Origin of the sequence: Mesorhizobium sp. M7D.F.Ca.US.005.01.1.1 (genome assembly GCF_003952545.1) — a bacterium.
In the GTDB taxonomy this organism is placed as follows: Bacteria; Pseudomonadota; Alphaproteobacteria; order Rhizobiales; family Rhizobiaceae; genus Mesorhizobium; species Mesorhizobium loti.
This window is the reverse complement of record NZ_CP034453.1, coordinates 5,540,166-5,565,346: the sequence shown is the minus strand read 5'-3', so window position 1 is coordinate 5,565,346 and position 25,181 is coordinate 5,540,166. Positions and strand designations below refer to the sequence as shown.

The following is a 25,181-nucleotide window of genomic DNA, read 5'->3' as shown; positions in this document are numbered from 1 at the left end:
GGCGTCGCGCCCCGCACTCACCGAAGGAAACCATCATGACCGATGCATCAGCGGCTTCCAAAAATCCGTTCTCCGATATCGCTCCCGCGCTCGGCAAATACACCGATGAGGTGCTGTTCGGCGACGTCTGGAAGCGCCCCGGCCTGTCGCCGCGCGACCGCAGCCTCATCACCGTCGCCAGCCTGATCTCGGGCTACCGGATCAACGAAATGCCTTTCCACGTGAAGCGGGCGCTCGACAATGGCGTCACCCGCGACGAACTCATCGATTCCATCACCCATCTTGCCTTCTACGCCGGGTGGCCAACGGCAGCCACGGCACTGGGCATTGCCCGCAAGGTTCTGGAACAGGCCGACATCGAGAAAAAAGGACAATGACAATGCAAAAGCGCACACCTGGAAACAGCGGCCTCGAAGTGTCGGCCATCGGGCTGGGCTGCATGGGGATGAGCCAGTCCTACGGGGCACCGATGCAGACGCCGGATGCAGTCCGCCTGATCCGGGCGGCGTTCGAGCGCGGCATCACCTTCTTCGACACCGCGGAAGTCTATGGACCGTTCACGAACGAGGAGGTCGTCGGTGAGGCGCTGCAGCCAATCCGCGACCAGGTGGTGATCGCCACCAAGTTCGGCATCGACATCGCCGGTACGGCCGGACACGATGGCATGGACAGCCGTCCGGAGCATATTCGCGACGTCGTCGAGGCCTCGCTCAAGCGGCTGAGGACCGACCGCATCGACCTTCTCTACCAGCACCGCGTCGATCCGGTCGTGCCCATCGAAGAGGTGGCGGGCACGGTGAAGGACTTGATCAGCCAAGGCAAGGTCAAGCATTTCGGCCTCTCCGAGGCGGGCGTGCGCACCATCCGTCGCGCGCATGCGGTGCAGCCGGTCACCGCACTTCAAAGCGAATACTCGCTGTGGTGGCGTGAACCCGAGGAGGCGATCCTGCCGGTCCTCGAAGAACTGGGGATCGGCTTCGTGCCCTTCAGCCCATTGGGCAAAGGCTTCCTCACCGGCGCCATCAACGCCAGCACGACGTTCGACAGCAGCGATTTCCGCAACACTGTCCCGCGTTTTGCGGAGGGGGCCAGGCGAGCGAACCAGGTGCTGGTCGACGCAATCGTCGCGATCGCAGCCGAGAAGAAGGCGACACCAGCACAGGTCGCGCTCGCCTGGCTGCTGGCTCGGAAACCCTGGATCGTTCCGATCCCCGGCACCACGAAGCTCAATAGGCTCGAGGAGAATATAGGATCGGCGGCGGTTGCGCTGACGGCGGACGATCTTGCCGACATCGAAAATGTGGTCTCGGCAATTGCCGTGCAGGGAGAGCGCTACTCCCCGCAACAGGCGGCAAGGATCGATCGCTGAGCCAGGCGCCAAGGAGAGCGAGATGAGCCAGTCGGGCCTGTTCTCAAGACGAGGTGCGCTTATGACCGCGCTTGCATTGCCACTGGGTGCTGGATTGGGTGCCGGATCGAGCCTGCCCGCCGCCGCGTCGAACGCGCGGCAGGCGGGCAGCGCCAAGGTTCTGGTGGCGTACTACACCCGAACCGGCAACACGCGCGTCATCGCGCGCCAGATCAGCCGGGCTCTCGGAGCGGACATTTTCGAGATCCGCACCGTGGATCCCTACCCGGAAGACTATGAGGAGCAGGTCGCGGTGGCGGAGCAGCAGCGGGAGTCCGGTTTCGAACCGCCGCTCGCCGCCACGGTGCCCGACATCAAATCCTGCGAGACGGTGTTCCTCGGATTTCCGATCTGGGGCATGACCGCGCCTTCGGTGATCCGCTCCTTCCTGTCCAAACACGATCTGTCCGGCAAGACATTGGTGCCGTTCATCACCCATGGCGGCTACGGCCTGGGGCAGAGCCTGAAGGTTCTCGCCGACCATGCACCAGCGGCGCGGCTCATCGAAGGTTTTTCCAAGCAGTGCGACCAGGAGCGCGAGACGCTGGAACAGGTCAGACGCTGGCTCGGCAGGGTCGAAGTGCCCGGCTGAGCCACCACATTAAGGGCGTGCTCTATGGCATCGCAGCCGCGCTGCCGCACATGAAGACCCAGAGAGCGGCCACATGTGATCCTGTTGCGGCCGACGGCGCAGGAGTATTGAGGGCACAAGGATCGTGCCCGGATCGGATGGCAGTATCTCAGCTTGGGATTTGGCTTTCTGCGAACTCGCGTCTTGCGGCCGTGAAAACCTCGCGGGCAGCGTCGGCATTCATGACGGCGATCGCAAGGCCAATGACAATATCTGGCCAAGCCGAGTTCCACACAAATGCCGTGACCAGGCCGGCGGCAATGATTGCGATATTCGCCAGGCATCGTTGCGCGCCGACAGGAATGCTGCGTGGGTAAGGCTGCCGCTGTGATGGCGATAGCGAGCGAGCATCAGCGCGCACGACAGGTTGACGAGGATCGCGCCAGCCGCGGTAAGCGTTAGCGGAACGGGCGCTGGCGGGATTGGAACGTTGAACTTCTCCCAAGCCGTCCAAAGGGTCGCCAAAGCCGGGATCAGAAGTACCCCGGCCAGCGCCATTCCAAGCCGCGCTCGATTACGGATAGTCCAGCCCAGCGCAACCATGATCAGCAGGTTGACGGATGCATCCTCGAGAAAATCGATGCTGTCCGCGAACAGCGATACAGATCCGATCCAAACGGCGACGGCAAACTCGATACCGAAATAGCCAAGGTTCAGGATGGCGACCATCCGCACCGCCTTGCCTAGCGTCCCGGTCATATCCTGTCCTCATCAATTGCCGCTGCCGCAAGGCATATAGGGTTTCCATGACATGAGACATTGCCGATTTCAGCGGCCGCCTTGACAACGCTGCGGTTCCTGCTCCAGCTTGGCGCCATGTTCGTTTTCGCGCCCACCATCACCAAGCGACGCCGCTCCTGCACGAGCGGCAAGCTGATTGCGCGACGACAACAACCGGCACGATAGACCTGGTTCGTTCGTTTCCAGCCCCGCCCGCGACATCCGCCGGCGGGGTTTTCATGTCTGGAGCACTTCATGACCATCGTTTCGTCCATCCGACTTCGGCCGGCCACGCCGGCGAATGCCGCCGCGATCCGGGACATTGTGCGCACCGCCTATGCCAAATGGGTGCCGGTGATCGGCCGCGAGCCGCTGCCGATGCGCGCTGACTATGAGAAGGCGGTTGCCGAGCATCCGTTCGATCTCGCCGTCGAGGATGGCGCCATTGTCGGGATGATCGAAACCGTCCTGACCGACGATCACCTCTGGATCGAGAATGTCTGCGTCGCACCGCAGGCGCAGGGCAGGGGGATCGGCCGGCTGCTGCTGGAACTAGCCGAGCGCAAGGCAATCGAAGCGGGCCGCCTCGAGCTTCGCCTGCTGACCAATGGCGCCTTCGAGGCCAATGTGTCGCTTTACAAAAAGCATGGCTATGTGATCGATCGGGAAGAGCCGTTCATGGGCGGCATGACGGTCTATATGAGCAAGAGGCTCGCGGGATCACCGGTAATCTGAGGAAGGAGTTCGACAATGTCCATCAGCGTCAGGCTTAGGCAACTCTCAGGGCATTACGCGGTTTCCCGGCTGGAGGCGGGCGACGCCATTCCCGGTTGGGCGGACGGGCCAGGCTTCGTCAGCATCACAAGGACCGACGACGAACTTTCGATCGTTTGTCTGCAGGATCGTGTGCCGGATAGCGTCAGGCAGGACGGTGACTGGGTGGCCTTCAAACTCCAGGGGCCGTTTGCCTTCGACGAAACCGGTATCGTGCTGTCGGTCATAAGGCCGTTGTCGGAAAACGGGTTGGGCATCTTCGTGGTGTCCACTTTCGATGGCGACCATCTGTTGGTGAAAGCGACGGATCAGGCCGCCGCGAGGCGGTTTCTGGTCGAGGCTGGACATATCTTGCTGTAATCCAGCCTCGCTCTGGCTCAACGACTCGCGCACTGGCTCAACCACTTCCGGGGTTGCGTTTGACAGCGGCGGTTGTGCATCGTTATCTCCAGCCACATATGACGGCCGGCACGGCCATGCGGTGCATCCCAAGGAGCAAACCATGTCACACAATCTGCAATTCTATATCGATGGCGCGTGGGTCGATCCTGTTGTGCCCAACACTTTCGACGTCATCGACCCGTCGAATGAGGATGCTTTCGCCCAGATCTCGCTCGGCTCCAAGGCCGATGTCGACAAGGCGGTGGCCGCAGCCAAGCGCGCCTTCAACAGCTTTGGTTTCACCGAGGTCGGCGAGCGGCTCGAACTCCTGAACCGCATCATCGCGGTCTACAAGAAGCGCAGCGCCGATCTGGCGGTTGCCGTGTCGCGCGAAATGGGTGCGCCGCGCCAGATGGCATTGGACAGCCAGGTCGGCATCGGTCTTGCGCATCTGCAGAAGATGGCCGACGTGCTAGGGAGTTTCGAGTTCCGCCACGTGAAGGGCAATCATCTCGTTGTCAAGGAGCCGATCGGTGTCGTCGGCCTGATCACGCCGTGGAACTGGCCGCTCAACCAGATCACCTGCAAGGTCGGTCCGGCACTCGCCGCCGGCTGCACCATGGTGCTCAAGCCCTCCGAGATCGCGCCGCTCGACGCCATCATCTTCGCCGAAATCCTCGACGAGGCCGGCGTGCCGAAGGGCGTCTTCAACCTCGTCAATGGCGACGGTCCGGGCGTCGGCCAGGCGCTGTCCAGCCATCCCGACATCGACATGATGTCGTTCACCGGTTCGACCCGCGCCGGCATCCTGGTGGCCAAGGCCGCCGCCGACACGGTCAAGCGCGTGCATCAGGAGCTTGGCGGCAAGTCGGCCAACATCCTGTTCGGGGATGTCGACCTCGCAAGCGCCGTCTCCAAGGGCGTCGCCGGTTGCTTCAGCAACAGCGGCCAGTCCTGCAACGCGCCGACGCGCATGTTCGTGCCGCGTGACCGCCACGACGAGGCGGCCGGCTATGCCAAGGCGGCTGCGGAAAAGTTCACCGTCGGCCCCGCCGACGCTGCCGGCACCAAGCTCGGCCCGGTCGTCAGCCAGGTCCAGTTCGACAAGATCCAGGACCTGATCCAGGCCGGCATCGACGAAGGTGCGACGCTGGTTGCCGGCGGCCCAGGCCGGCCGGCCGAGCTCAACCGCGGCTACTATGTCAGGCCGACCGTGTTCGCCGACGTCACCCACGACATGCGCATCGCGCGCGAGGAAATCTTCGGACCGGTGCTGGCGATCATGCCCTATGACAGCGTCGACGAGGTGGTTGAGACCGCCAACGACACCGTCTATGGCCTCGCCTCCTACATCCAGGCCAAGGACATGAAGAAGGCGCGCGAAGTGGCGGCACGCATGCGCACCGGCAATGTCTATATCAACTATCCCCAGTGGGACGCCGGCCTGCCGTTCGGCGGCTACAAGCAGTCGGGCAACGGCCGCGAATATGCCGAATACGGGCTCGAGGATTTCCTCGAGATCAAGGGCATCGCGGGGTATGAGGCGGCGGAGTAGGCGGGGTACTGGCGGCGGCCTTCCAGGACTTGGTTTCCTCGCCCCTGCAAAGCGGGGGAGAGGTGGCCGCGAAGCGGTCGGAGAGGGGGCTGCGGCGCTGGCGAGTTCTCTCTAAACTACCTAAGGCCGCGCTGCCCCCGCTCCGTCTCGGCTTCGCCGAGCCACCTCTCCCCCACATTCGTGGGGGCGAGGAACCCAAGCCTTGCCACGCCGTGCCTGGTGTCTGTTCTTGCCAATTGGCAAATACATGCTATATACCTGCCAATAGCGAGGCACCAAAATGCAGCTTCAGTCCATTGTCACGACACCGGCCACCGTCGGCAGCGCCATCTCGGATGACGAGGCTGGTGCGCTGGCGCGCACCACGGTCAACCTGTTCAAGGCCTGGAATCTCACGGATATGGAGGCCTGCATCCTGCTTGGCGGTATGTCGGCTCGGACCTGGGCGCGTTGGAAGACTGGGGCGAAAGAAGGCGGCATCGGGCGGATCGACCGCGACCTGCGCACCCGCATGGCGCACCTGATGGGCATCCACCAGGGCCTGCGCTATCTGTTCACGGAGCCGGCACGGGGCTACGCCTGGATCCGCAAGCCCAATGCCACCTTCGGCGGCCAGTCGGCCCTCGACCTGATGCTGCGCGGCGAAATCTCCGATCTCTCGGCGATGCGGGAATGGCTCGATGCGGAGCGTGGTGCATGGTGAGTGGGCTTGCGGTCCGTCGCCGCGTCGACTGGCACCAGACCTTCCGCATCATCCGCTCCATCCATCCGCCCATCGACCTCTTCGAGGACATTGCCGACCCGCGCGACTGGGAGGCGCTTGCCGCCGTCGAGGCGAAGACCAACCCGCGCATCCGGTTCGAGATCGGCGACCTCGGCAAGGTGTCGGCCGCCCGGCGGATTTCCGGCCCCGGCGCCAGCTTCGTGATGGCGCCCTTCGTGCATTGCTCGACGCTCAGGCCAGGCCGTTTCTCGGATGGCAGTTACGGGATCTACTATGCCGGCGACAGCGAGGAGGTGGCGCTGGCCGAGACCATCCACCACCATCAGAAATTCATGGGCGCCACCAATGAGGGGCCGGGCTGGACAGCGGATTTCCGCGTGCTGATCGGCGGCGTCGACCGCAGCCTCGATGACGTGAACGCCGTGCCAGGAGTGCTCGACCCGGACGACTACACCGCCTCGCAGGCGGAAGGGCGGGCGTTGCGGGCTGCCGGCAGCGATGGGCTGGTGTGGAACAGCGTGCGCATGCCGGGCGGCGGCTGCATCGGCATCTTCTGGCCCGACGCGATCACCATTCCCGTCCAGGGCCGCCACTACAGCTACCACTGGGATGGCGCCCGCGTGGATTTCGTGCGTCAGCACGATACGGGGAAGGTGCTGGCCGTCACCTGATGGCGGGCGGACGCGCTTTACAGATCGCGGGGAAGTCGATATCCATAAATCCAAGGATTCGGATATATGGATAAGAATGACACTTTGAATGCACTGGCGGCCCTTGGCCAGGAGACGCGGCTGGATGTCTTCCGGCTGCTCGTGCGCGCCGGGCCGGAAGGCATTCCGGCTGGCGAGATCGCGACAAGGCTGGACACGGTCCAGAACACCATGTCAGCGCATCTGAAGGTGCTCGCCCATGCCGGGCTGATCCGCCCCGAACGCGACGGTCGGATCGTGCGCTACGTCGCCGACATGACCGGCTTGCGCGACCTGCTGGCCTATCTGATGGAAGATTGCTGCAATGGCGCGCCGGAACTCTGCCGACCCGTCATCAATGCCGTGACCTGTGACTGCTAGTCCTGTCTGGGAGCAACCGCCGATGAGCGATCCGACATTCAACGTTCTTTTGCCATGCACCGGTAACTCGGCCCGCTCGATCCTGGCCGAGACGATGCCGAACCGCGTCGGATGAAGACCGTGGCGGACGACTTGCCACGCCGCATCGTCGCGGAAGCGCTGGGAACCGCGCTGCTGGTCGCGACCGTGGTCGGCTCCGGCATCATGGCCGCCCGGCTGACTCACGACGTCGCCATTTCGCTGCTCGGCAACACGCTGCCGACCGGGGCGATCCTCGTCGTGCTGATCACGATACTGGGGCCGATCTCCGGGGCGCATTTCAATCCGGCCGTCACGCTGGTGTTCGCGCTTCGCCGCGAGATCGAGGCGAACGCCGCGCTTGCCTATGTCGTTGCCCAAATCGGGGGCGGCATCGCCGGATCGTTTCTGGCTCACGCCATGTTCGAGCTGCCGATCCTGCAGGTTTCCGCGACGGTGCGGACCGGAGCCGGGCAATGGCTCGCGGAGGCGGTGGCCGCCTTCGGGCTCGTCTTCACCATCCTGGCAGGACTGCGCTTCCGTTCAGACGCGATCCCCTGGCTGGTTGGACTCTACATTACCGCCGCCTACTGGTTCACGGCCTCGACCTCCTTCGCCAATCCGGCCGTCGCCGTTGCCCGGGCATTCTCAGACACATTCGCGGGCATCCGTCCGGTCGACCTGCCGGGCTTTATTGCCGCCGAATTGCTGGGGGCGCTGCTGGCCATGGCGCTGGCGGGCTGGCTGCTTGCCGAAGCGAAACCGATCAAACAGATGAAGGCCGCGCGATGACCATAACCATCTACCACAACCCCGATTGCGGCACCTCGCGCAACACGCTGGCCATTATCCGGCAGTCCGGCGAAGAGCCGGAGGTGATCGAATATCTGAAGACGCCGCCGTCGCGCGAAAGGCTGGTCGAACTGATCGCGGCGATGGGCATGACGCCGCGCGACCTGCTGCGCGAGAAGGGCACGCCCTATGCCGAACTCGGCCTTGCCGACCCGAAATGGTCCGACGAGAAGATCCTCGATTTCATGCTGGCGCATCCGATCCTGATCAACCGGCCGATCGTGGTCAGCCCGCTCGGCGTCGTCCTGGCGCGGCCGTCGGAAAAGGTGCTGGACATCCTGCCCAACCCGGAGATCGGCGCGTTCACCAAGGAGGATGGCGAGGTGGTCACTTACGCCTCGGGCAAGCGTGCCGGCTAACGCTATTTCCATATTTTTCGAAATTGAGTTGACGGCGCGAAAAGTGTCGCATAGCCTATTTCCATGAAACTCGAAAAAGCAGCCGCCCAACTCGAAGCGCTCGGCAACCCGACGCGGCTTCAGCTCTATCGCATCCTGGTGCGCGCCGGCGATGATGGGCTTGCTGTCGGCAGTGTCCAGGGCAAGCTCGACATTCCGTCCTCGACGCTGTCGCATCACCTCAAGCGGCTGGTCGACACCGGCCTGGTGACGCAGGAGCGGCAGGCGACGACGCTGATCTGCCGCGCCAACTATCCCGGCATGAACGCGCTGATCGGCTATCTCGCCGACGAGTGCTGCGCTGACGCCGCTTGCGCGCCCGCCGCCAGCAAAGCCCTGGCTTGATTTTTTTGCGCTTGTAATTCGAAGATACCGGAAGGATCGAACCTATGGACATGATGGCAAATCTTCCCGTCGCGGTGATCGGCGCCGGCCCGGTCGGCCTTGCAGCCGTGGCGCATCTGGTCGAGCGCGGCATCCGTCCGCTCATCCTGGAGCGTGGTGAAAGCGTGGGTGCGGCACTGCTCGAATGGGGCCATGTGCGGGTGTTTTCGCCGTGGGAATACAACATCGACGCAGCGGCGCGGGCGCTGCTCGACCGCTCCGGCTGGACGGCGCCGGACAGCCAAGGCCTGCCGACCGGCGGCGAGATCGCGCGCGATTATCTGGCGCCTCTCGCGGCACTTCCGGCGATCGCCGCCAATTTGAAACTCGGTGCGGAGGTCACCGCGATTACCCGTCAGGGACATGACAAGGCCGCCAATGACGGCCGCAAGGACGCGCCCTTCGTCATCCGCTATCGCGATGCCGGCGGCGAGCACCGCGTTCTCGCCCGCGCCGTCATCGACGCGTCCGGAACATGGTGGCGGCCAAACCCGATCGGTGTCGACGGCCTGCCGGTTCCCGGCGAAGGCGCGGCGTCGGCGCGCATCGCCTATGGCATTCCCGACGTGGTCGGCAAGGCGAGAGAAGACTATGCGGGCAAGCGCGTCCTGGTCATCGGCGGCGGGCACTCGGCCATCAACGTCGCCCTGGCGCTGATGGAACTGCAGGACGCGGCACCTGGCACCGAGATCTTCTGGGCGCTGCGCCATGCCAGCGTCGACAGGCTGCTCGGCGGCGGGCTGAACGACCAGTTGCCCGAACGCGGCGCGCTTGGGCTGGCCGCCAGGCAGGCGATGGCGGACGGCAGACTGAACATGCTGGCGCCTTTCGCCGTCAACCGCATCGAGACGCAGGGCGGAGGGCTCGTCGTTGACGCTCACCTCGCCGGCAAGCCGTTCAGCCTGGCCGTCGACCGCATTGTCGTCACCACCGGCTTCCGGCCCGATCTGTCGTTCCTCGGCGAAATCCGCATCGCGCTTGATCCCGTCGTCGAAGCGCCGCCGGCGCTGGCGCCGCTGATCGATCCGAATTTCCACTCCTGCGGCACGGTTCCCGCGCATGGCATCGCGGAACTCGCGCATCCCGAACCCGGCTTCACCATCGTCGGCTCGAAATCCTATGGCCGCGCCCCGACCTTCCTGATGGCGACCGGCTACGAGCAGGTCCGCTCGGTGGTCGCCGACATTGCCGGAGACCATGTCGCGGCCCGCGAGGTGCGGCTGGTGTTGCCGGAGACCGGCGTGTGCAGCGCGGTCGGTGTCGTGACGGTATCGGCAAGCGCCGGCTGCTGCGGCGGGCCTGCGCCGGCCGATGTCGACGCTTGCTGTGTCGAGGATGCGCATGCCAAGGCCAAGGGCGCCTCGGGCTGCGGCTGCGCAACCACGCCGGCCAGCGCCGAGGCGCAAGAGACGATGGCAGCCAGCATCGATGCCTGACCGGTCCGTTCTGCGCAAAGCGATCTGGGCGCTGGGGCTGACCCAGATCATCGGCTACGGCACGCTTTTCTACAGCTTCTCGATCCTGGCGCCGGCAATGGCCAAGGAGTTCGGCCTGACGGAAGGCTGGGTATTCGCAGCCCTGTCCGCCTCGCTGTTTGCCGGCAGCCTGTTCGCGCCGACGGCCGGGCGGTGGGCCGACCGCTTCGGCGCCGGCCGCATCATGACCATCGGCTCGGTCGCGGCGGCCGTGGCACTGGCGCTGTGCGCCGTCGCGCCCGGCCGCGTGAGCTTCGCTCTCGCATTGCTGGCGATGGAACTGGCCTCCAGCTTCGTGCTCTACAGTGCCGCCTTCGTGGCGATCGTGCAGATCGGGGGTCCCCGGCCGCAACGCAGCATCACCCATCTGACGCTCATCGCCGGGTTCGCCTCGACCCTGTTCTGGCCGCTGACCTCGGCGCTGCATGCCCATTTGACATGGCGCGAAGTCTATCTCTTGTTCGCTGCACTCAATCTCGGCCTCTGCCTGCCGATCCACGCCTGGCTGATGCGCCTGTCGCGCCGCCACGCAACCGCAACGCTGCAAGAACCCGCCCGCGCTTCCGAACAAGGCACGCCGCTCGATCCGCGGCGTGGCCGGGCCGTGTTCCTGCTCATGCTGGCTGGGTTCGCCACCGAGGGCTTCGTGCTGTCGGCGATCCTCATCCACATGGTGCCGCTGACGACGGCGCTGGGGCTCGGTACCGCGGGTCTCTTCGTTTCGACCCTGTTCGGGCCGGCGCAGGTCGCCAGCCGGTTGATCAACATGTTGTTTGGTGGGCGCTTGCAGCAGACGCATCTCGCCGTCATTGCAGCTTTGCTGCTCACAGCCGGGCTGTGCGCGCTGCTGCTGACCACGCCATGGCTGCTCGGCGCCTTCGTGTTCGTGTTCCTGTTCGGCCTCGGTTCCGGCCTCACCAGCATCGTCGGCGGCACCTTGCCGCTCGAACTCTTCGGCCGCGAAGGCTATGGCGCGCGGCTCGGCTGGGCGAGCGCTGCCCGCCAGTTCACCTCGGCCTTCGCCCCGTTCGCGCTCGCCTTCATGATGGCGCGGACATCCGTCGCCAATTCGCTGTGGGTGCTGGTGGTCGTCGCTGCGAGCGGCGTCATCGCCTTCCTCGCCATCGCGCTGCTGAGACGGCGTGGCGGCCGGGTGGCGTTTGCGATTGGCGGCAATCCGGAAGAGGCGACCTGAAGCGCGTTGGCATGCGGTGCCCTCAATGCCTGAGAATCTCGCTCAGGAAGGCGCGGCTGCGATCTGTCTTCGGGTGCGAGAAGAACTCGTCCGGGGTGCCGCTTTCTCCGATCGCCGGCAAAAATGGAATGGTTTTCCTGCCATATCGCCTCTACCCGATCTATATATCGGTTGAGATCGATGCAGGTAAATATGGACCAGGACATCATATTGAAGGCGCTGGCGCATCCGTTTCGACGCGATGTCCTGGCGTGGCTGAAGGAGCCTGAACAGCACTTCGCCGCGCAGGCGCATCCGCTCGAGATGGGGGTCTGCGCCAGCCAGTTCGACCGTCGCGGCCTGGCGCAGTCCAGCGTCTCGGCGCATCTGGCGACGCTGGCGTCGGCGGACCTCGTCACGACACGGCGGGTCGGCCAATGGGTGTTCTACAAGCGCAACGAAGAAACCATCGCGGCCTTCCAGGCCGCCCTGTCCGGTCTCTGACGATCCTCCCCCGTCCTCCCCCATGAAAGGCTTTTTCTCATGACTACACTCTTTGATCCGCTGCAGGCCGGCGACCTGGCGCTGGCGAACCGCATCGTCATGGCGCCGCTGACGCGCAATCGTTCACCCAATGCGGTCCCCGGCGACCTCTCGGTCACCTATTATGGTCAGCGCGCCACGGCCGGGCTGATCGTGACGGAGGCCACCGCCATCAGCCATCAGGGCCAGGGTTATGCCGACGTGCCAGGTCTCTATGGGGCGGATCAGCTTGCCGGCTGGAAGCGTGTCACGGACGCGGTCCATAGAGCCGGCGGCAAGATCGTGGTCCAGCTCTGGCATGTCGGACGCATCTCGCATGTTTCGTTGCAGCCCGGCGGCGGCAAGCCGGTGGCGCCGTCGGCGATCAGGGCAAACTCCAAGACTTTCCTGGTCAGGCCGGATGGCAGCGGCGAGTTCGCCGAGACCTCCGAGCCGCGCGCGCTCGATGCGGCCGAAATCCCCGGCATCGTCGACGATTTCCGCCGCGCCGCCAAGGCGGCGATCGAGGAGGCAGGTTTCGACGGCGTCGAGATCCATGGCGCCAATGGTTATCTCGTCGACCAGTTCCTGCGCTCGGGCACCAACCATCGTACCGATGACTATGGCGGTTCCATCGAGAACCGGACGCGCTTCCTGTTCGAGGTGGTCGACGCGGTCGCGGGCGCCGTCGGCGCCGGCAGGACCGGGATCCGGCTGTCGCCGGTGACGCCCGCCAACGACACTTCGGATGCCAATCCGCAGCCGTTGTTCAACCATGTGGTGGAGGGACTGGGCCGTCGCAGCCTGGCCTATATCCATATCGTCGAAGGCGCGACCGGCGGGGCGCGTGACTTCAGCCAGGGCGACAAGCCGTTCGACTACGCGGAACTCAAGGCCACCTACCACAAGGCTGGCGGACGCGGTGCCTGGCTGGTGAACAATGGCTACGACAAGGAACTGGCCGAAAAGGCCGTTGCCGACGGCAAGGCGGACCTTGTCGCGTTCGGCAAGCTGTTCATCGCCAATCCCGACCTCGTGAGCCGGTTGAAGCGGAATGCCGAACTCAACGCCCCCGACAAGGCGACGTTCTATGGCGGCGACGCCAGGGGCTATACGGACTATCCGACGGCAGCCTGAGCCACCCGGACGGTTTGCCCTTTCGCCCGCAGCGGAAGGGCGGCCGGTCGGCGTACAGATCCGTTGCAAGGCAACGCTATTCTTCGATACAATGGCCGCCGGACAGATTGACGGGAAGCGCCGAGAAGACGCTCCCTGTCGCTGCCTTCAATGCCTGAGTATCTTGCTCAGGAAAGCCCGGCTGCGGTCGGTCCTGGGATGCGAGAAGAACTCGTCCGGCGTGCCGCTTTCGACGATGGCGCCGGCGTCCATGAACACCACGCGCTGGGCGACCTTGCGGGCAAAGCCCATCTCATGCGTCACCACCATCATGGTCATGCCTTCCTCGGCGACCGCGACCATGACATCGAGCACTTCGGAAATCATCTCGGGGTCGAGTGCCGAAGTCGGCTCGTCGAACAGCATGATCTTGGGCCGCATGCCGAGGCAACGCGCGATCGCCACGCGCTGCTGCTGGCCGCCGGAAAGCTGTGCGGGATAGGCGTTGACCTTGTCGGCGAGGCCAACCTTGGCCAGCAATTCGCGCCCGGCCTTTTCGGCCTCGGCGCGCGGGATCTTGCGGACATGGATGGGGGCGAGCGTGACGTTCTCGAGCGCGGTCTTGTGCGGGTAGAGGTTGAACGACTGGAAGACGAAGCCGATCTCGGTGCGCAGCTGCGTCATGTTGGTGGCGGGGTCGCCGAGGCGCTGGCCGTCGACGACGAGGTCGCCGTCCTTGATCGCCTCCAAGCCGTTGACGCAGCGGATCAGCGTGCTCTTGCCCGAGCCGCTCGGGCCGCAGACGACGACCACCTCGCGCGGCTCGACGCTGAGCGTGATGTCCTTCAGCACGTTGAGCGAGCCGAACCACTTGTTGACGCCGCGAAAGTCGATCATGCCCGTTTTGGTCATCGATGTTGGCCCTTTGGGATTGGCTGTCACAACTGCACCTCGCCATGCGCGGCACCCATGCGCCGTTCGAGCCGGCGGGCCAGCATGATCAGGGGATAGCAGACGATGAAATAGCCGACGCCGACGAGGAAGAAGACCAACAGGCCGTTGGGCACACGCTGCACCACCAGCCAGCCGACGCGGGTGAGGTCGGTGAGGCCGATGGCCGACACGACCGAAGAATCCTTGATCAGCAGCACGTACTGCCCGACCAGCGGCGGCAGCACGATGCGCATGGCCTGCGGCAGCACCACCTGGCGCATGCGCTGCCAGCGCGATAGGCCGGATGCCAGTGCCGCCTCGACCTGGCCGGTCGGTACCGAGCGGATGCCGGCGACGACGATCTCGCAGATGAAGCAGGCGGCCAGATTGGTCAGCGCTATGATGCCGGCAGTGAAGGCGTCGAGCTCGATGCCGAACTCTGGCAGGATGAAGAAGATCAGGAAGATCTGCACCAGGAACGGCGTGCCGCGGATGAGATCGACCCAGGCCCCGATCAAGCTGTCGATCAGACGGTTGCCGCCGGTGCGCAGGATGCCGAGACCGAAGCCGAGCAGGGTGCCGAGCACCAGGCTGATCAGCGACAGCACCACGGTCATGCCGAGGCCGCGCAGGGCCAGCGGATAGGAGCCGGCGAGGCTTTGCAGCTGTTGCCAGATCATGTCCGCGCCCCCGCCGTGCCGAGCCAGCGGCTGGAGAGGCCAGCCAGTCCCTTCAGTCCGTAATAGAGCAGCAGATAGAAGGCGGCGATGGTGAGAAAGCCTTCCGCCGGCATGAAGCGGTCGGAGGCGAGCAACTGGCCGGCGCGCGTCAGTTCGGAAACCGAGATCAGCGATAGCAGGGCGGAATCCTTGACCAGCACGATCGCCTGGCCGAGCAGCGGCGGGATCGTCACCTTGAAGGCCTGCGGCAGGACGACCAGGCGCATGCGCTGGACATAGGTCATGCCCGAAGCGACGCTGGCTTCGACCTGGCCGCGCGGGATCGACAGGATGCCGGCGCGAATGATTTCAGCGATATAGGCGCCGCTGTTGAGCGATAGCGCGAGGATGCCGACGACCAGCTCCGGCAGCACGAAGCCGAGCCGAGGCAGGCCAAAATAGAGGAAATAAAGCTGCGCCAGCAAGGGCGTGGCGCGGACTGCGTCGATATAGGCCTTGGCCGGCGCGCGAAACAGCCAGCCGCGCTGCAGGTTCATGGCGCACAGCACGATGCCGACGATGAGCGCGCCGACAAAGGACAGCGCCGACAGCCAGACGGTTGTGACCAGGCCCTGCCCGAACAGCGGCAGATATTCGACGATGGTGCGGAAACTGAAATTTTCGAGCATCGTTGGGTGAAATCCCAGAGTGCAGGAAACGACGGATGAAGCGAAATTCCAGGCGGTTTCGCGGCGCTTGAGACGCGCGCGAAACCGCCCGGGTTCTATCGCTGCTTAGTGATCCTTCTTCCAGGCGTCGGAATTGACCCAGTAGTCGAGGTTCTTCTGCAGGCGGCCGTCGATGCTGACCTGGTTGAGGAACAGGTTCATCCAGATCAACAGGTCCGGCTCGTCATAGCGGGTGGCGAAGGCAAGCGGCTCCTTCGACAGAAGGTCCGGCATGATGGTGAAGCTGCCGGCCGGATAGGCTGTCGACTGGCCCTTGACCGCCGAGATGTCGTTGACGCCGCAATCGGCCTGGCCGTTGTTGACGGCGTCGAGCAGCAGCGGACCGCCGCCCTTGTAGCTCTTGATGTCGGCATCGGGGAAAGCGGTCTTGGCTTCCTTCTCGCCGGTGGCGCCGAGCAGCACGGCGATCTTGGTGCCCTTGGCCTTGCAGTCCTCGGTGGTCTTGAACTTGCTGTCGGCCTTGGTGAAGACGGTGCTGCCCGTGTACATGTAAGGCGTGGTGAACGCGACCTTCATGCCGCGCGCCAGCGTCGGCGTCATGTCGGCGACCAGCAGGTCGGCCTTGCCCGACAGCAGTGCCGGGATCAGGCCGTCCCAGTCGAAGTCGAGGAAGGTGATCTTGACGCCCATTTCCTTGGCCATCAGTTCGGCGAGTTCAACCGAACTGCCGGTGCGCTCGCCATTGGCCCCGACCAGCGAGAAGGGGGGGCCTTGGGTCTGCACGGCGACGCGCAGTTCGCCGCGCTTGGTGATGTCGTCGAGCGTTCCGGCACTGGCCGCGGCGGTGAGCCCGGCGAGAGCAAGTCCGGCGATGAAAAGTCTGGCAATCTTCATTTCGGTATTCCTCCTTGTTTTATTGTTCCACGTTGTTTTTCACCCCGGGGGGGTGCTTTTTGAGCGGCAGCGCCGTTGCCGGCGGCAGCCACCGTTCGAAAATCCTCAGTCCCAGGCCACCGTCTCGGCAACCGTGATGCCGCGCCTGGCCAGTTCGTCGAAGAACCTGATGTCGGGCACATCCAGCAGCGGGTTGAGCAGGCCGGGTTTGGTGATCTCGCCGCGTGCCAGCATCTGCGCCACGATGCTGGCGGGATAGCCGACGCCGAGGCTCATGCCGAACAGGCCGGAAACCAGGTCGCGCTCGATGATCAGGTCCGACGTCACCGTCTTGGCGCGGCCGCCTTCAAGGCCGGAAAAGACATTGCGCATCACGCACAGGTCCTTTTCGCCGGGGCCATATTGCAATTGCGGCCCGAGCAGCCGGCCGAGGAATTCGCGCGGGCTGTTGGAGGTGCCGGGCACCTTGTCTTCGGAGAGGAAGCCGAGCTCCTTCAGCGGCGCCCAGAAGGCCGACCATCCCGGCCAGCGCAACGTGTAGCGGCCGGAGCGGCGCAGCCCCTTGGCCGCGTCCAGCATCTCGACATAGTGCAGCGCATCGCCATTGGGGAAGGCTTCCAGCCTGCCGAGGCCCGCGACCTCGATCTCATGGATGAACGGATTGTCGTGCTGCTGGCCGGCCGGCACCGCGACGCGTTTTCCGTCCTCGATCATCACGCTGTCGCGGTTCTGGCTGACCAGGACCATGTCGAAATTCCAGCTCACCTTGTAGCAAAGCGGCTTCGCCATCGCCTTCGGCTCGGGGATGCCGCCGCAATAGGAATCGATCGAAGAAATCGAAGAAAACTGCCTTGCGGCGCGCGCGTAGAGCACCAGGTCGATGCCGGGGTCGAGCCCGCATTCGGTCATGATCGGGACACCTGCCTGTTCGGCGGCCGGCGCCAGGTCGGCGATCGATTTGGCGTAATTGGTGGTGACCAGCGGCGTGCGGGTGGCGATCGCGGCCTGCACCGCGTCGCGCATCAGCGGCTGCGGCAACAGGTCGATGACGGCGTCGACATCATCGAGCACCGTGGCCAGCGCCGGGCCGATCGCGCCCTCAGGTACCACGAAGCGCACGCGGGCAAGATCGGTCAGGCCGGCAAGCCGGGCAGGGCCGTCCGCTGCGGTGTCGACGCAGACGATTTCCTCAACGCCGTCGCTGGCGACGAGGTCGGCGATTGCCGCCCGGCCTTGCAGGCCGAGGCCGCCGAGTACCGCGATCTTCATGCCGGCTCCTTGCGGTCGTCCGACCAGCAGCCTTCCGGCAGGCTGACCCATTTGTTGCAGGACGCCATGACGACGAAGGTTTCGCTGCGCACCACTTCGCCCGGCTCGCCGGCGCCGGGGATCAGCTCGCTGGTGACGCGGTAGAGGTCGGCGACGTCACCGGCCACCGTCACGTCGACGATGATGTCGAAACGCCCGGTGACCACCGAGGCCGAATTGACGAAGGGCAGTTCGGAAATGCGCTGCGCCAGCTCGCGGGCCCGGCCGCGGCCCTGGGCATTGATGCCGACAATGGCCGAGATCAGCTCGGGCCGCTCGGTCAGGTTCAAGAGCCCGACGATCTTGAGCAGGTTGCGGTCGAGCAGATTGCGCAGCCGCGTGCGCACCGTCGGCACCGAAATCGCCAATATCTCGGCGATGCGGTTGATGCCCGGCTGTGCATCCTGCGACAGCTGCTTGACCAGCCGCCGATCGGTCAGATCGAGATGTTCCCGCAAAGTCCCCGTCTTTCATAAAAGGAAAAAACTTCGGCAATTTTTTTGCCAATGTGCAAATAAGATACGTCACGAATATTTGAAAAGCAAGGCAATGATTCAGCGCTTCTGAGGATGCCGGCGCCAGTCGGCTCAGCCTTGCGGTCACTGGTCCGGCTTAGACGAGTGCTGCCGCCAGCAGCTTCGCCTGTGGCGTCAACTCATCGAAGCGGCGTGCGCAGAGGTTGAGCTGGCGCGTCGCCCAGTCGTCGGTCAGCCGCAGGCTGCGCAGCGAGCGTGCCGAGCGGCGCGCCGCACTTTCCGGCACGATGGCGATGCCCGCACCTTGCGCGACCAGCCGGCAGACATTGTCGAGGCCAGGCACGCGGATGCGAACATGCAGATGGCCGCCAAGGCGGGCGGCCTGGCGGGTGATGTGCTCCTGCAGCGCGTGGCCGGTGCTCAGGCCAACGAAGGATTCGCCGAGAATTTCGCTGAGGCTGATGGTGCGCAGGCCGGCGAAGCGGGGCCAGTTCCGCGCGGCGATCACCACCAGCCGGTCGATGAAGAACGGTTTCTGCTCGAGATGCGACAGGCCGGCCCAGGTCGCGGCGATGCCGAGATCGGCCGCACCGCTGGCCACGGCTTGAGCGATCTCATGGCTGGGGCGCTCGTCGAGATCGATGTCGATCCGGGGGTGGGCGACCAAGAAGGCTGGCAGGATGTCGCGCAACAGCTCGCTGGTGGCGGCGGTGTTGGCCAGCAGCCGCACGCGGGCGCGAAGACCCGTGGCATAGGCGGCGAGGTCGCCGGCCATCGCCTCGATCTGGTTCTGCACGGCGCGCGCATGGTGCAGCAGCGCCTGTCCGGCGGCCGTCGGCACCACGCCACGGCGGCGGCGCTCCAAGAGCGGCGTGCCGAGCCGGTCCTCCATGCCTTTGATGCGGGCGCTGGCCGAGGCCAGCGCCAGTCCGGCAAGCTCGGCGCCATGGGTGATGCTGCCGCACTCGGCCACCAGCAGGAACAGCCTGAGATCGACCAGATCGAAGCGCATTATTTGCTCCTGAGAACTTTCGGCGCCCGGGGGGCGGTCGGCTCTCCAGCCTTCGTCCTGGCCGAAGGCTGGCAGCGCAACTTCCACATTGTGATCGGCCGAGATGTTCGTCAAACAGTTTCGAAGGAGAATTGTGATGAACGAACGAACGTCAGGCCGGCTCGGCATTCTTGAAAGCACGGCGATTGTGTTGGCCATTGCCGTGGCTGGCCTTGCCATGGCGCGCGCGGAGCCCGGCCCGCGGGGATGCGCGGCGACGGTTGCATCCACCAGCCGCGATGCCGTGCCGGCAAAGCCGACGCCAGAGGCCGACGCGACGGACACGCTGCTGCATGACTGATCCGGCCCCGAGGATACGATCATGCTGAGCGCCGGCATCCTCGCCTGGATCGGCGCCGTCTTCCTGGCCGCCGGCTTCGTCAAGGGCGTCGTCGGCATGGGGCTGCCGACCGTTGCGATGGGCCTGCTGGCAGTGACGATGCCGCCGGCGCAGGCTGCCGCGCTGCTGTTGATCCCGTCGCTGGTCACCAATCTCTGGCAATTGCTGACCGGACCGTCCTTCGGCGGCCTGTGCAAACGGCTGTGGACGATGATGGCCGGAATTGCGCTCGGCACCGTCACCGGTGCCGGCCTGCTGACCGGCGCGCATACGGGCGCGGCCTCGGCGGGGCTGGGCGCCGCGCTGGTGCTCTATGCCATCCTCGGTCTCGCCAAGGCCGGCTTCACCGCGCCGGCGCGCCACGAGGCCTTGATGTCGCCGCTGGTCGGCGTGGCGACCGGGCTGGTCACCGGCGCCACCGGCGTCTTCGTCATCCCGGCGGTGCCTTATCTGCAATCGCTGCGGCTGGACAAGGAGGACCTGATCCAGGCGCTCGGCCTGTCCTTCACCGTGTCGACGGCGGCGCTCGCCATCGGGCTGTTCAGGGCCGGGGCCCTGGCATCGCCGACGGCGCAACTGGCTGGCTCGGTCGCAGCCCTTGCGCCAGCGCTGGCCGGCATGTTCGCCGGCCAGACGCTGCGCCAGACAATGAGCGTCGAGACCTTCCGCACGGTGTTCTTCGCCGGGCTGCTGGCGCTGGGGGGCTATCTGGCGGGAGATGGTATTCTGTAGCTTGCGGCAGGCGTTCAGAATGCAGCTATCGCCTTGGCGATCGCGGCGAAAGGCAGCACCAGGGACAGCGGCGCGTCATCGAGACGGACCGCACCGTAACCCTCATACCACTGTGCAGCCTGGTCACCTTTGGCATCGATAAGCAGGGCAACGCCGCCGACTTCCTCCGCGACTGCCATACAGCGCTTCCCGGCGGCGAGCAGCAAACCGCCGCCGAGGCCGCGGCCTTGTATCGTACGGTCTACGGCGAGCCGACCTAGACGGTAGACCGGCACGTCATAGCGGCCAAGGCCGCGTCTGGCGATTGACGGGGTCCTGGCAAAGTCGATCGAAGCCGGGCTGAGCGAATAAAACCCGAGGATGTGCAAAGGATCTTGTGCTGTCACGGCGACGAAAGTTTTTGCGCCACCGCTTTGATGACTTTGACGCGCGAAGCGTTGCAAATAGATGTTGAGGTCCGCGTCGCCACAGTCGAATGCGGCTCGGTTATGTTGTCTACCGATCGGCACTTCTTGCCATGTGATGGAGTTCACGCGAGAGTCTGACCGGCTTTGGCGGCGCGGATAAGGCGGTCGGTCGGCGTGGGCGGGTTTTCAAGTAGGTCGAGGACGCGCAGACTGTCCCGTTCTGACAGCGCAAGATGTTCGGCGCGTTCGATCGCAGCCTGGGCGTCACGCAGTGCGGAGCGCGTAACGAACTCGGTCAGGCCGACATTCGACAAGGCCGCCGCACGTGCGATCACGGCTTTCGCTTCGGGCGGAATCCGGAAATCGATTCGACCGTTGTCACTGACGTTGCGAGGCATGGCTATCTCCTTTGCCCTCCATTATAAGGTACGGATTGAATCCGTACAATATAAATCCTGCCGCTTTAGCCTCACTGGCGTGTGAGGAGCGCGCTGGGCCAATCTATTACCGCACCACCAGAACCGGGATCTCGGTGTAGGACAGCACTTCCGCCGTCTGGCTGCCCAGAAGCAGCTTGCCCAGTCCGCGGCGCCCATGCGAGGCCATCACGATCAGGTCGCAGCCCAGGGCCTGCGACAGCTCCAGGATGGCTTCGGCTGGCCGCTTGTCCTCGACATGCACGACCTCCGCGGAGACGCCGGCGTCCGCCGACGCCTTGCTCTTGTCGAGAACCTCCTTGGCGTATTTGCGTGCTTCTTCCTGATAGGCGGCCAGTTCATCGCCAGCGGCATAGCCGGCCATGGCGCCTCCCCAGGCGAAGATCGGGAATTGTTCGGAGACGGTAACGAAGGTGATGGAGGCGCCGAGGCCCTTGGCCAGCGTCAGGCCGTGGGCAACGCCCTTGTCGGCCAGTTCCGATCCGTCCGTGGCAATAAGCAAATGTTTGTACATGATGACATGACCTGTTGTGCAAGGGCCAATGCCCTTGAGGGCGGGGAGCCTTGTGGAGGCTGACCTTGATATAGTTGCGGCATCGGGCTGATCACAGGGCCAGCCGGATGCGGATCAGGGCCAGGCGACCACGCAGTTTTGTACCAAGCGGATTCCCCTTTGCCGCATCGTCGCTTAAGGTGCCGGCGACATTGAAAGGCATCCCATGAGCAGCGCGTATCCGCAAATCCATCTGGTCCGGCATGGCGAGACGGCGTGGAGCCTTTCGGGGCAGCACACCGGTCGCACCGACATGCCGTTGACGCCGGCCGGCGAGACCGCCGCGCGGGGTGTCGCCGAGCGGCTCAAGGGCCTGTCGTTTTCGGCCGTGTGGTCGAGCCCGTCGCAGCGTGCCTACAACACAAGCGTGCTGGCCGGCTTCGGCGCGCAGAGCGTCAAGAAGGACGATCTGCAGGAATGGGACTACGGCGCCTATGAAGGGCTGACGACAAAACAGATCCTGGCCGAACGACCCGGCTGGAACGTGTTTCGCGACGGTTGCCCGAAAGGCGAGATGGCGGCCGATGTCGGCTCGCGGGCGGATGCGATCGTCAGACAGCTTCGTGACGCTGGCGGCTCGATCCTGGTGTTTTCCAGCGCACATTTCCTGCGCGTGCTGGCGGCGCGCTGGATCGGCCTGCCGCCCGAGGGCGGCGCGCTGTTCGTGCTCGATACGGCCAGCATCAGCGTGCTTGGCTACGAGCATGATTTGAGCGAGCCGGTGGTTCGCAAATGGAACCAGAAATAGAACGGCTGAAAGCAGATCACGACCATGCATGACATTCAGCCGAGGCTGCTGCTTTCCGTGCAACGCGCGCTTCTGGGTGCCGTTTCGCCCAACCTTCGGGCGGTTATCTGCGGCTGGGCAGGCGTAGAGATCAAGCTCCGCTTTGTGTTTGACGGCGAGATCGCCGAAGAGAACCTTGACGATGTCCGCATCGTCGGAGCCGAAGTGGCCGCCGACTTTCCGGCACCGTGGACCACCAGCGAAGATGTTGCTCGACTGGACTATCCCCACGACATACGTCCGGGCGCACTCGCCCTTTGGGCATACCTGCGCAAGGAAAGCGTTGCGGCGACAGGAAATCCGTACTGAACCGCCAGCTAGCGCCGATGGCCAGGTGCCTGCCGCCGATAGCCGGACGGCAACGCTCTACTTGTCGAACTTCCTGATCGCCTCGGCGGTTACCGGCGTGAAAAAGTTGACCAGATTGCCATCCGGGTCGCGAAACAGCAGCGAGCGGTTGCCCCAGGGCATGGTGGTTGGCTTCTGCACCGTAACATCCCTGAGGAGGTTCGAGAGCCTGGCGAATTCCGCATCGACGTCGCCGACGCGGAATTCGAGGATGGCCGTGTGGTTGTCGGCAGGGCGGGCGATGTCGCCACCGAACAGCATCAAGGTGCGCGTGCTGCCGATCGCCAGCGTGCAGGCCGGCGTCGCCAGTTCCGCGAAGTCTTCCGTGTACACCGTCACGGGCATGCCGGTGATCTCACCGTAGAAGTGCACGAGACGCTGGACGTCTGACGTGATGATGCGGACTGAGACGAAATTCATCGCGTGGCTCCTTGATCGTTGAAGCCGTGGCCGGCTCCCAACCGATCCATAGGCCAGGCCTCCTGACAGCTTTCCGTCAGGAGAGGGGCGTAACGATCATTTGTTCGGCGCGGGCCAGACGGGCGGCAGGCCGAAGGCGGCGAACAGTTCGGCCCCGAGCGGGCCGACATAGACCGTCAGCGAGGCGATCTGGCCATCGGCCGGTTCGATGACATGCAGCGACTGGGCTTGCCATTCGGGTTCCTGATGGCGCCGCGCATAGATCGCGAAAGCGGGCTGGCCGTTGGCTCTCGTCGCGACCGCATGGTAGCCGGCGAAATTGCCCCAGACAGTCTCGAAGAAAGCCCGGATCGCCTCGCGCCCCTGATACCAGTCCAGCCATGGCGGCATGTGGTAGGTGGCGTCCTCGCGCAGCAGCTCGATGAAGCCGTCGAGATTGGCGGCCTGCCAGGCCTGTATGTAGCGTTCGAGCAGCAGGCTCTCTTCGCGGTTGGGCCGCTCGCGCTGCAGGGGGCGTCCTTGGGGATAGTGCATCGCCAGCGTCGCGCGGGAGCGTTGCAGGGCGCTGTTGATCGAGGCGGTCGTGCCGCCCAGCAAGTGCGCCGTCTCGAGCGCCGACCAGCCCAGCACGTCGCACAGAAGCAGCGCGGCGCGCTGCCTGGGCGGCAGAAGCTGGATCGCGGCGACAAAGGCAAGCTGCACGGCTTCGCGGGTCTCGTAGCGCGCGTCCGGGCCGGGCTCGCCGTCGACAAGATCCGGCAGTTCGGCGTCCGGGTAGGGCTCCAGCCAGGAGAGCTCAGTGGCGGGCCCACCAGCGGCGTGCCCCTCGGTCGGCGGCCGGCCGGGCTGCTCGAGAATGCGATGCGCTGACGACCTCGCCTTGATGGCGTTGAGGCAGCTGTTGGTGGCGATGGTGTAGAGCCAGCCGCGCGGCGAGCCGCGCCCGTCGAATTGCGAGCGGCCGCGCCATGCCCTGAGAAACGTCTCCTGCACGAGGTCGTCGGCCTCGTGCAGCGAGCCCATCATCCGGTAGCAATGCAGCTTGAGTTCGCGGCGGTGGGCCGTTGTCAGGCGCTCGAAGGCCAGCCGATCGAGTATCGGCTGGCCTGTCCGGCCTTGGGGCTCAAGCGGGCCGGGAGCATCTGTCATAGTGAGCCTGCGGTGCTGATTTCGGCTGGCATCCTGCGCGCCTCATGCCGCCGCCGCAAGGCCGCTGCCGCTGACCGCGAAGGAGACGCCTGACAGCTTGCCGCCGGCGAGCGTGACCACGGCACGCCCGACATCGGCCGGCGTCTGCACGTCGGTCATGCTGGCGAGGAAATCCGACGGGCTGATGCCGAGATAGGCCGAGATGCCTTCGATGCCGCCCTGGCCGACGCCGGTGCCCGCCATGATGCGCATCGGTACCAGCGCCATGAAGCGCAGGCCAAGGCCCAGCCGGTCGGCTTCCTTCTGGCTATGGCCGGCAAGAAACATCTGCATGCGCTTGGCGCCGGAATAGCCGCCGGAATTCGGCGGCCCGCCGCTGAGTGCCGCGCCACTGGAGATCAGCACCACCCGGCTGCCCGGCTTCAGCCGGCCCTGGAGGGCCGCCTTGCAGAACAGGAAGGATGCCTTGACGTCCATGTCCCAGTTTGCGGAAAAATCCTGCCAGCTTTGGTCCGGGATAGGCGCGGACGGGGCAAGCGCCCCGGCGCAGATCACCAGCACGTCCGGCCGCAGGGCGGCGAACACCGCGTCGGGTGCCGTGTCCTGCGTGGCGTCTGCGGCAAGCGTCTTGACGCCTGACATCTCCCAGGAGAGTTCTTTCAAATCGGCCACGCCGCGCGCGACGGCGAGCACTGTCGCCCCCTCGCTGAAGGCGGCTTCTACGATGGAGCGGCCGACACCCCTGCTGCCTCCGACAACGACGACATTCTGACCTCGCAACGATCCCATGGATCAC

At 65.0% G+C, this 25,181-nt stretch carries 33 protein-coding genes and 3 pseudogenes; 21 read left to right on the top strand and 15 right to left on the bottom strand.

Annotation, left to right across the window (positions count from 1 at the left end; all coding sequences use genetic code 11):
• Nucleotides 1–35 precede the first annotated feature (35 nt).
• The 3 genes from EJ076_RS27075 to EJ076_RS27065 are packed head-to-tail and all read left to right on the top strand — an operon-like array spanning nt 36 to nt 2,000.
• Nucleotides 36–377 carry a carboxymuconolactone decarboxylase family protein gene (locus EJ076_RS27075; RefSeq protein WP_126069915.1) on the top strand — a complete coding sequence of 114 codons (342 nt, stop codon included), beginning with the start codon at nt 36–38 and terminating at the stop codon, nt 375–377.
• A gap of 2 nt (nt 378–379) precedes the next feature.
• The gene (locus EJ076_RS27070; RefSeq protein WP_126069914.1) at nt 380–1,369 is read left to right on the top strand and encodes an aldo/keto reductase; all 990 of its coding nucleotides are present in this window, start codon (nt 380–382) and stop codon (nt 1,367–1,369) included.
• A 22-nt stretch (nt 1,370–1,391) separates the two neighbouring features.
• The gene (locus EJ076_RS27065; protein WP_245462893.1) at nt 1,392–2,000 is read left to right on the top strand and encodes a flavodoxin; all 609 of its coding nucleotides are present in this window, start codon (nt 1,392–1,394) and stop codon (nt 1,998–2,000) included.
• A 148-nt stretch (nt 2,001–2,148) separates the two neighbouring features.
• On the opposite strand, the pseudogene EJ076_RS27060 reads toward EJ076_RS27065, so the two are convergent.
• Nucleotides 2,149–2,738, bottom strand: a pseudogene (locus tag EJ076_RS27060) (cation transporter).
• Nucleotides 2,739–3,014: 276 nt separating this feature from the next.
• Between EJ076_RS27060 and EJ076_RS27055 the strand changes: the two are divergent.
• The 12 genes and pseudogenes from EJ076_RS27055 (at nt 3,015) to arsK (ending at nt 11,585) form a co-directional block, all read left to right on the top strand.
• The gene (locus EJ076_RS27055) at nt 3,015–3,494 is read left to right on the top strand and encodes a GNAT family N-acetyltransferase (protein WP_109660373.1); all 480 of its coding nucleotides are present in this window, start codon (nt 3,015–3,017) and stop codon (nt 3,492–3,494) included.
• 15 nt (nt 3,495–3,509) lie between these two features.
• Complete coding sequence (locus EJ076_RS27050; RefSeq protein ID WP_109660375.1) at nt 3,510–3,893, top strand: ACT domain-containing protein; 384 nt, start codon at nt 3,510–3,512, stop codon at nt 3,891–3,893.
• 142 nt (nt 3,894–4,035) lie between these two features.
• Nucleotides 4,036–5,469, top strand: a complete 1,434-nt coding sequence (locus tag EJ076_RS27045) for an aldehyde dehydrogenase family protein (protein ID WP_126069913.1) — start codon at nt 4,036–4,038, stop codon at nt 5,467–5,469.
• Between the two features lie 280 nt (nt 5,470–5,749).
• Nucleotides 5,750–6,172 carry an MbcA/ParS/Xre antitoxin family protein gene (locus EJ076_RS27040; protein WP_126069912.1) on the top strand — a complete coding sequence of 141 codons (423 nt, stop codon included), beginning with the start codon at nt 5,750–5,752 and terminating at the stop codon, nt 6,170–6,172.
• Nucleotides 6,166–6,864, top strand: coding sequence for an RES family NAD+ phosphorylase (locus EJ076_RS27035; RefSeq protein WP_126069911.1), 699 nt, complete (start codon nt 6,166–6,168; stop codon nt 6,862–6,864). The genes EJ076_RS27040 and EJ076_RS27035 overlap by 7 nt, the downstream gene beginning before the upstream one ends.
• A gap of 66 nt (nt 6,865–6,930) precedes the next feature.
• Nucleotides 6,931–7,263 carry a metalloregulator ArsR/SmtB family transcription factor gene (locus EJ076_RS27030; RefSeq protein ID WP_126069910.1) on the top strand — a complete coding sequence of 111 codons (333 nt, stop codon included), beginning with the start codon at nt 6,931–6,933 and terminating at the stop codon, nt 7,261–7,263.
• 22 nt (nt 7,264–7,285) lie between these two features.
• A pseudogene (locus EJ076_RS27025) lies at nt 7,286–7,375 on the top strand (arsenate reductase ArsC); the annotation flags it as partial.
• A gap of 8 nt (nt 7,376–7,383) precedes the next feature.
• Nucleotides 7,384–8,073, top strand: coding sequence for an MIP/aquaporin family protein (locus EJ076_RS27020; RefSeq protein WP_245462892.1), 690 nt, complete (start codon nt 7,384–7,386; stop codon nt 8,071–8,073).
• The gene (gene arsC / locus EJ076_RS27015; protein ID WP_109660385.1) at nt 8,070–8,492 is read left to right on the top strand and encodes an arsenate reductase (glutaredoxin); all 423 of its coding nucleotides are present in this window, start codon (nt 8,070–8,072) and stop codon (nt 8,490–8,492) included. The genes EJ076_RS27020 and arsC overlap by 4 nt, the downstream gene beginning before the upstream one ends.
• A 63-nt stretch (nt 8,493–8,555) precedes the next feature.
• Nucleotides 8,556–8,876, top strand: coding sequence for a metalloregulator ArsR/SmtB family transcription factor (locus EJ076_RS27010; RefSeq protein WP_126069908.1), 321 nt, complete (start codon nt 8,556–8,558; stop codon nt 8,874–8,876).
• Between the two features lie 44 nt (nt 8,877–8,920).
• Nucleotides 8,921–10,351: an NAD(P)-binding domain-containing protein gene (locus EJ076_RS27005; RefSeq protein ID WP_126069907.1), complete on the top strand. Its 1,431-nt coding sequence runs from the start codon at nt 8,921–8,923 to the stop codon at nt 10,349–10,351.
• A complete protein-coding gene (gene arsK, locus EJ076_RS27000; RefSeq protein WP_126069906.1) occupies nt 10,344–11,585 on the top strand; it encodes an arsenite efflux MFS transporter ArsK in 1,242 nt (413 codons plus the stop codon). The genes EJ076_RS27005 and arsK overlap by 8 nt, the downstream gene beginning before the upstream one ends.
• A 22-nt stretch (nt 11,586–11,607) precedes the next feature.
• On the opposite strand, the pseudogene EJ076_RS36165 reads toward arsK, so the two are convergent.
• Nucleotides 11,608–11,700 (bottom strand): annotated as a pseudogene (locus tag EJ076_RS36165) (polar amino acid ABC transporter ATP-binding protein); the annotation flags it as partial.
• Between the two features lie 77 nt (nt 11,701–11,777).
• On the opposite strand from EJ076_RS36165, the gene EJ076_RS26990 reads away from it, so the two are divergent.
• Entirely contained in the window at nt 11,778–12,068 is a 291-nt protein-coding gene (locus EJ076_RS26990; protein WP_109661360.1) for a metalloregulator ArsR/SmtB family transcription factor, read from the top strand.
• Nucleotides 12,069–12,107: 39 nt separating this feature from the next.
• Nucleotides 12,108–13,223, top strand: coding sequence for an alkene reductase (locus EJ076_RS26985; RefSeq protein WP_126069905.1), 1,116 nt, complete (start codon nt 12,108–12,110; stop codon nt 13,221–13,223).
• 147 nt (nt 13,224–13,370) lie between these two features.
• Here the strand turns inward: EJ076_RS26985 and EJ076_RS26980 are convergent, their stop codons facing one another.
• The 7 genes from EJ076_RS26980 to EJ076_RS26950 form a co-directional block, all read right to left on the bottom strand.
• A complete protein-coding gene (locus EJ076_RS26980) occupies nt 13,371–14,114 on the bottom strand; it encodes an amino acid ABC transporter ATP-binding protein (protein WP_109660396.1) in 744 nt (247 codons plus the stop codon).
• Nucleotides 14,115–14,140: 26 nt separating this feature from the next.
• On the bottom strand, nt 14,141–14,815 hold the full coding sequence (locus EJ076_RS26975) for an amino acid ABC transporter permease (RefSeq protein ID WP_109660398.1): 675 nt from the start codon (nt 14,813–14,815) through the stop codon (nt 14,141–14,143).
• Nucleotides 14,812–15,483 carry an amino acid ABC transporter permease gene (locus EJ076_RS26970; RefSeq protein ID WP_013530557.1) on the bottom strand — a complete coding sequence of 224 codons (672 nt, stop codon included), beginning with the start codon at nt 15,481–15,483 and terminating at the stop codon, nt 14,812–14,814. The genes EJ076_RS26975 and EJ076_RS26970 overlap by 4 nt, the downstream gene beginning before the upstream one ends.
• A gap of 105 nt (nt 15,484–15,588) precedes the next feature.
• On the bottom strand, nt 15,589–16,377 hold the full coding sequence (locus EJ076_RS26965; protein WP_126069904.1) for an ABC transporter substrate-binding protein: 789 nt from the start codon (nt 16,375–16,377) through the stop codon (nt 15,589–15,591).
• 105 nt (nt 16,378–16,482) lie between these two features.
• The gene (locus tag EJ076_RS26960) at nt 16,483–17,646 is read right to left on the bottom strand and encodes a saccharopine dehydrogenase family protein (protein ID WP_126069903.1); all 1,164 of its coding nucleotides are present in this window, start codon (nt 17,644–17,646) and stop codon (nt 16,483–16,485) included.
• Nucleotides 17,643–18,143, bottom strand: coding sequence for an Lrp/AsnC family transcriptional regulator (locus tag EJ076_RS26955; RefSeq protein WP_027035297.1), 501 nt, complete (start codon nt 18,141–18,143; stop codon nt 17,643–17,645). The genes EJ076_RS26960 and EJ076_RS26955 overlap by 4 nt, the downstream gene beginning before the upstream one ends.
• Nucleotides 18,144–18,297: 154 nt before the next feature.
• On the bottom strand, nt 18,298–19,173 hold the full coding sequence (locus tag EJ076_RS26950) for a LysR substrate-binding domain-containing protein (protein ID WP_126069902.1): 876 nt from the start codon (nt 19,171–19,173) through the stop codon (nt 18,298–18,300).
• 136 nt (nt 19,174–19,309) lie between these two features.
• On the opposite strand from EJ076_RS26950, the gene EJ076_RS26945 reads away from it, so the two are divergent.
• A complete protein-coding gene (locus EJ076_RS26945) occupies nt 19,310–19,513 on the top strand; it encodes a hypothetical protein (RefSeq protein WP_126069901.1) in 204 nt (67 codons plus the stop codon).
• A gap of 21 nt (nt 19,514–19,534) precedes the next feature.
• Nucleotides 19,535–20,284: a sulfite exporter TauE/SafE family protein gene (locus EJ076_RS26940; RefSeq protein WP_126069900.1), complete on the top strand. Its 750-nt coding sequence runs from the start codon at nt 19,535–19,537 to the stop codon at nt 20,282–20,284.
• A 14-nt stretch (nt 20,285–20,298) separates the two neighbouring features.
• On the opposite strand, the gene EJ076_RS26935 is transcribed toward EJ076_RS26940, so the two are convergent.
• The 3 genes from EJ076_RS26935 to EJ076_RS26925 all read right to left on the bottom strand — a co-directional run bounded on the left by EJ076_RS26935 (nt 20,299) and on the right by EJ076_RS26925 (nt 21,642).
• Entirely contained in the window at nt 20,299–20,817 is a 519-nt protein-coding gene (locus tag EJ076_RS26935) for a GNAT family N-acetyltransferase (protein WP_126069899.1), read from the bottom strand.
• A complete protein-coding gene (locus EJ076_RS26930) occupies nt 20,814–21,089 on the bottom strand; it encodes a DUF1778 domain-containing protein (protein ID WP_126069898.1) in 276 nt (91 codons plus the stop codon). The genes EJ076_RS26935 and EJ076_RS26930 overlap by 4 nt, the downstream gene beginning before the upstream one ends.
• Before the next feature lie 106 nt (nt 21,090–21,195).
• On the bottom strand, nt 21,196–21,642 hold the full coding sequence (locus EJ076_RS26925; protein WP_126069897.1) for a universal stress protein: 447 nt from the start codon (nt 21,640–21,642) through the stop codon (nt 21,196–21,198).
• Nucleotides 21,643–21,847: 205 nt separating this feature from the next.
• On the opposite strand from EJ076_RS26925, the gene EJ076_RS26920 reads away from it, so the two are divergent.
• Nucleotides 21,848–22,429, top strand: a complete 582-nt coding sequence (locus EJ076_RS26920) for a histidine phosphatase family protein (RefSeq protein ID WP_126069896.1) — start codon at nt 21,848–21,850, stop codon at nt 22,427–22,429.
• A gap of 24 nt (nt 22,430–22,453) precedes the next feature.
• Nucleotides 22,454–22,777 carry a hypothetical protein gene (locus EJ076_RS26915; RefSeq protein WP_126069895.1) on the top strand — a complete coding sequence of 108 codons (324 nt, stop codon included), beginning with the start codon at nt 22,454–22,456 and terminating at the stop codon, nt 22,775–22,777.
• 57 nt (nt 22,778–22,834) lie between these two features.
• Here the strand turns inward: EJ076_RS26915 and EJ076_RS26910 are convergent, their stop codons facing one another.
• From EJ076_RS26910 to EJ076_RS26900, 3 genes are all read right to left on the bottom strand, one after another.
• On the bottom strand, nt 22,835–23,236 hold the full coding sequence (locus EJ076_RS26910; protein WP_126069894.1) for a VOC family protein: 402 nt from the start codon (nt 23,234–23,236) through the stop codon (nt 22,835–22,837).
• 96 nt (nt 23,237–23,332) lie between these two features.
• Nucleotides 23,333–24,385, bottom strand: coding sequence for an RNA polymerase subunit sigma-70 (locus EJ076_RS26905; protein WP_126069893.1), 1,053 nt, complete (start codon nt 24,383–24,385; stop codon nt 23,333–23,335).
• Between the two features lie 42 nt (nt 24,386–24,427).
• On the bottom strand, nt 24,428–25,174 hold the full coding sequence (locus tag EJ076_RS26900; protein ID WP_126069892.1) for an SDR family NAD(P)-dependent oxidoreductase: 747 nt from the start codon (nt 25,172–25,174) through the stop codon (nt 24,428–24,430).
• Nucleotides 25,175–25,181 lie beyond the last annotated feature (7 nt).

Bases quoted from the DNA above. Each gene is read 5' to 3' on its own strand.
- EJ076_RS26910 (WP_126069894.1), bottom strand. From the start codon at position 23,236: ATGAATTTCGTCTCAGTCCGCATCATCACGTCAGACGTCCAGCGTCTC.
- EJ076_RS26915 (WP_126069895.1), top strand. From the start codon at position 22,454: ATGCATGACATTCAGCCGAGGCTGCTGCTTTCCGTGCAACGCGCGCTT.
- EJ076_RS26900 (WP_126069892.1), bottom strand. From the start codon at position 25,174: ATGGGATCGTTGCGAGGTCAGAATGTCGTCGTTGTCGGAGGCAGCAGG.
- EJ076_RS27005 (WP_126069907.1), top strand. From the start codon at position 8,921: ATGGACATGATGGCAAATCTTCCCGTCGCGGTGATCGGCGCCGGCCCG.
- EJ076_RS26975 (WP_109660398.1), bottom strand. From the start codon at position 14,815: ATGATCTGGCAACAGCTGCAAAGCCTCGCCGGCTCCTATCCGCTGGCC.
- arsC (WP_109660385.1), top strand. From the start codon at position 8,070: ATGACCATAACCATCTACCACAACCCCGATTGCGGCACCTCGCGCAAC.
- EJ076_RS27055 (WP_109660373.1), top strand. From the start codon at position 3,015: ATGACCATCGTTTCGTCCATCCGACTTCGGCCGGCCACGCCGGCGAAT.
- EJ076_RS27075 (WP_126069915.1), top strand. From the start codon at position 36: ATGACCGATGCATCAGCGGCTTCCAAAAATCCGTTCTCCGATATCGCT.
- EJ076_RS26970 (WP_013530557.1), bottom strand. From the start codon at position 15,483: ATGCTCGAAAATTTCAGTTTCCGCACCATCGTCGAATATCTGCCGCTG.
- EJ076_RS26920 (WP_126069896.1), top strand. From the start codon at position 21,848: ATGAGCAGCGCGTATCCGCAAATCCATCTGGTCCGGCATGGCGAGACG.
- EJ076_RS27050 (WP_109660375.1), top strand. From the start codon at position 3,510: ATGTCCATCAGCGTCAGGCTTAGGCAACTCTCAGGGCATTACGCGGTT.
- EJ076_RS26950 (WP_126069902.1), bottom strand. From the start codon at position 19,173: ATGCGCTTCGATCTGGTCGATCTCAGGCTGTTCCTGCTGGTGGCCGAG.
- EJ076_RS26925 (WP_126069897.1), bottom strand. From the start codon at position 21,642: ATGTACAAACATTTGCTTATTGCCACGGACGGATCGGAACTGGCCGAC.
- EJ076_RS26985 (WP_126069905.1), top strand. From the start codon at position 12,108: ATGACTACACTCTTTGATCCGCTGCAGGCCGGCGACCTGGCGCTGGCG.
- EJ076_RS26965 (WP_126069904.1), bottom strand. From the start codon at position 16,377: ATGAAGATTGCCAGACTTTTCATCGCCGGACTTGCTCTCGCCGGGCTC.
- EJ076_RS27045 (WP_126069913.1), top strand. From the start codon at position 4,036: ATGTCACACAATCTGCAATTCTATATCGATGGCGCGTGGGTCGATCCT.
- EJ076_RS26940 (WP_126069900.1), top strand. From the start codon at position 19,535: ATGCTGAGCGCCGGCATCCTCGCCTGGATCGGCGCCGTCTTCCTGGCC.
- arsK (WP_126069906.1), top strand. From the start codon at position 10,344: ATGCCTGACCGGTCCGTTCTGCGCAAAGCGATCTGGGCGCTGGGGCTG.
- EJ076_RS26960 (WP_126069903.1), bottom strand. From the start codon at position 17,646: ATGAAGATCGCGGTACTCGGCGGCCTCGGCCTGCAAGGCCGGGCGGCA.
- EJ076_RS27070 (WP_126069914.1), top strand. From the start codon at position 380: ATGCAAAAGCGCACACCTGGAAACAGCGGCCTCGAAGTGTCGGCCATC.
- EJ076_RS27010 (WP_126069908.1), top strand. From the start codon at position 8,556: ATGAAACTCGAAAAAGCAGCCGCCCAACTCGAAGCGCTCGGCAACCCG.
- EJ076_RS27040 (WP_126069912.1), top strand. From the start codon at position 5,750: ATGCAGCTTCAGTCCATTGTCACGACACCGGCCACCGTCGGCAGCGCC.
- EJ076_RS27030 (WP_126069910.1), top strand. From the start codon at position 6,931: ATGGATAAGAATGACACTTTGAATGCACTGGCGGCCCTTGGCCAGGAG.
- EJ076_RS27065 (WP_245462893.1), top strand. From the start codon at position 1,392: ATGAGCCAGTCGGGCCTGTTCTCAAGACGAGGTGCGCTTATGACCGCG.
- EJ076_RS26980 (WP_109660396.1), bottom strand. From the start codon at position 14,114: ATGACCAAAACGGGCATGATCGACTTTCGCGGCGTCAACAAGTGGTTC.
- EJ076_RS26945 (WP_126069901.1), top strand. From the start codon at position 19,310: ATGAACGAACGAACGTCAGGCCGGCTCGGCATTCTTGAAAGCACGGCG.
- EJ076_RS26930 (WP_126069898.1), bottom strand. From the start codon at position 21,089: ATGCCTCGCAACGTCAGTGACAACGGTCGAATCGATTTCCGGATTCCG.
- EJ076_RS26905 (WP_126069893.1), bottom strand. From the start codon at position 24,385: ATGACAGATGCTCCCGGCCCGCTTGAGCCCCAAGGCCGGACAGGCCAG.
- EJ076_RS27035 (WP_126069911.1), top strand. From the start codon at position 6,166: ATGGTGAGTGGGCTTGCGGTCCGTCGCCGCGTCGACTGGCACCAGACC.
- EJ076_RS26990 (WP_109661360.1), top strand. From the start codon at position 11,778: ATGGACCAGGACATCATATTGAAGGCGCTGGCGCATCCGTTTCGACGC.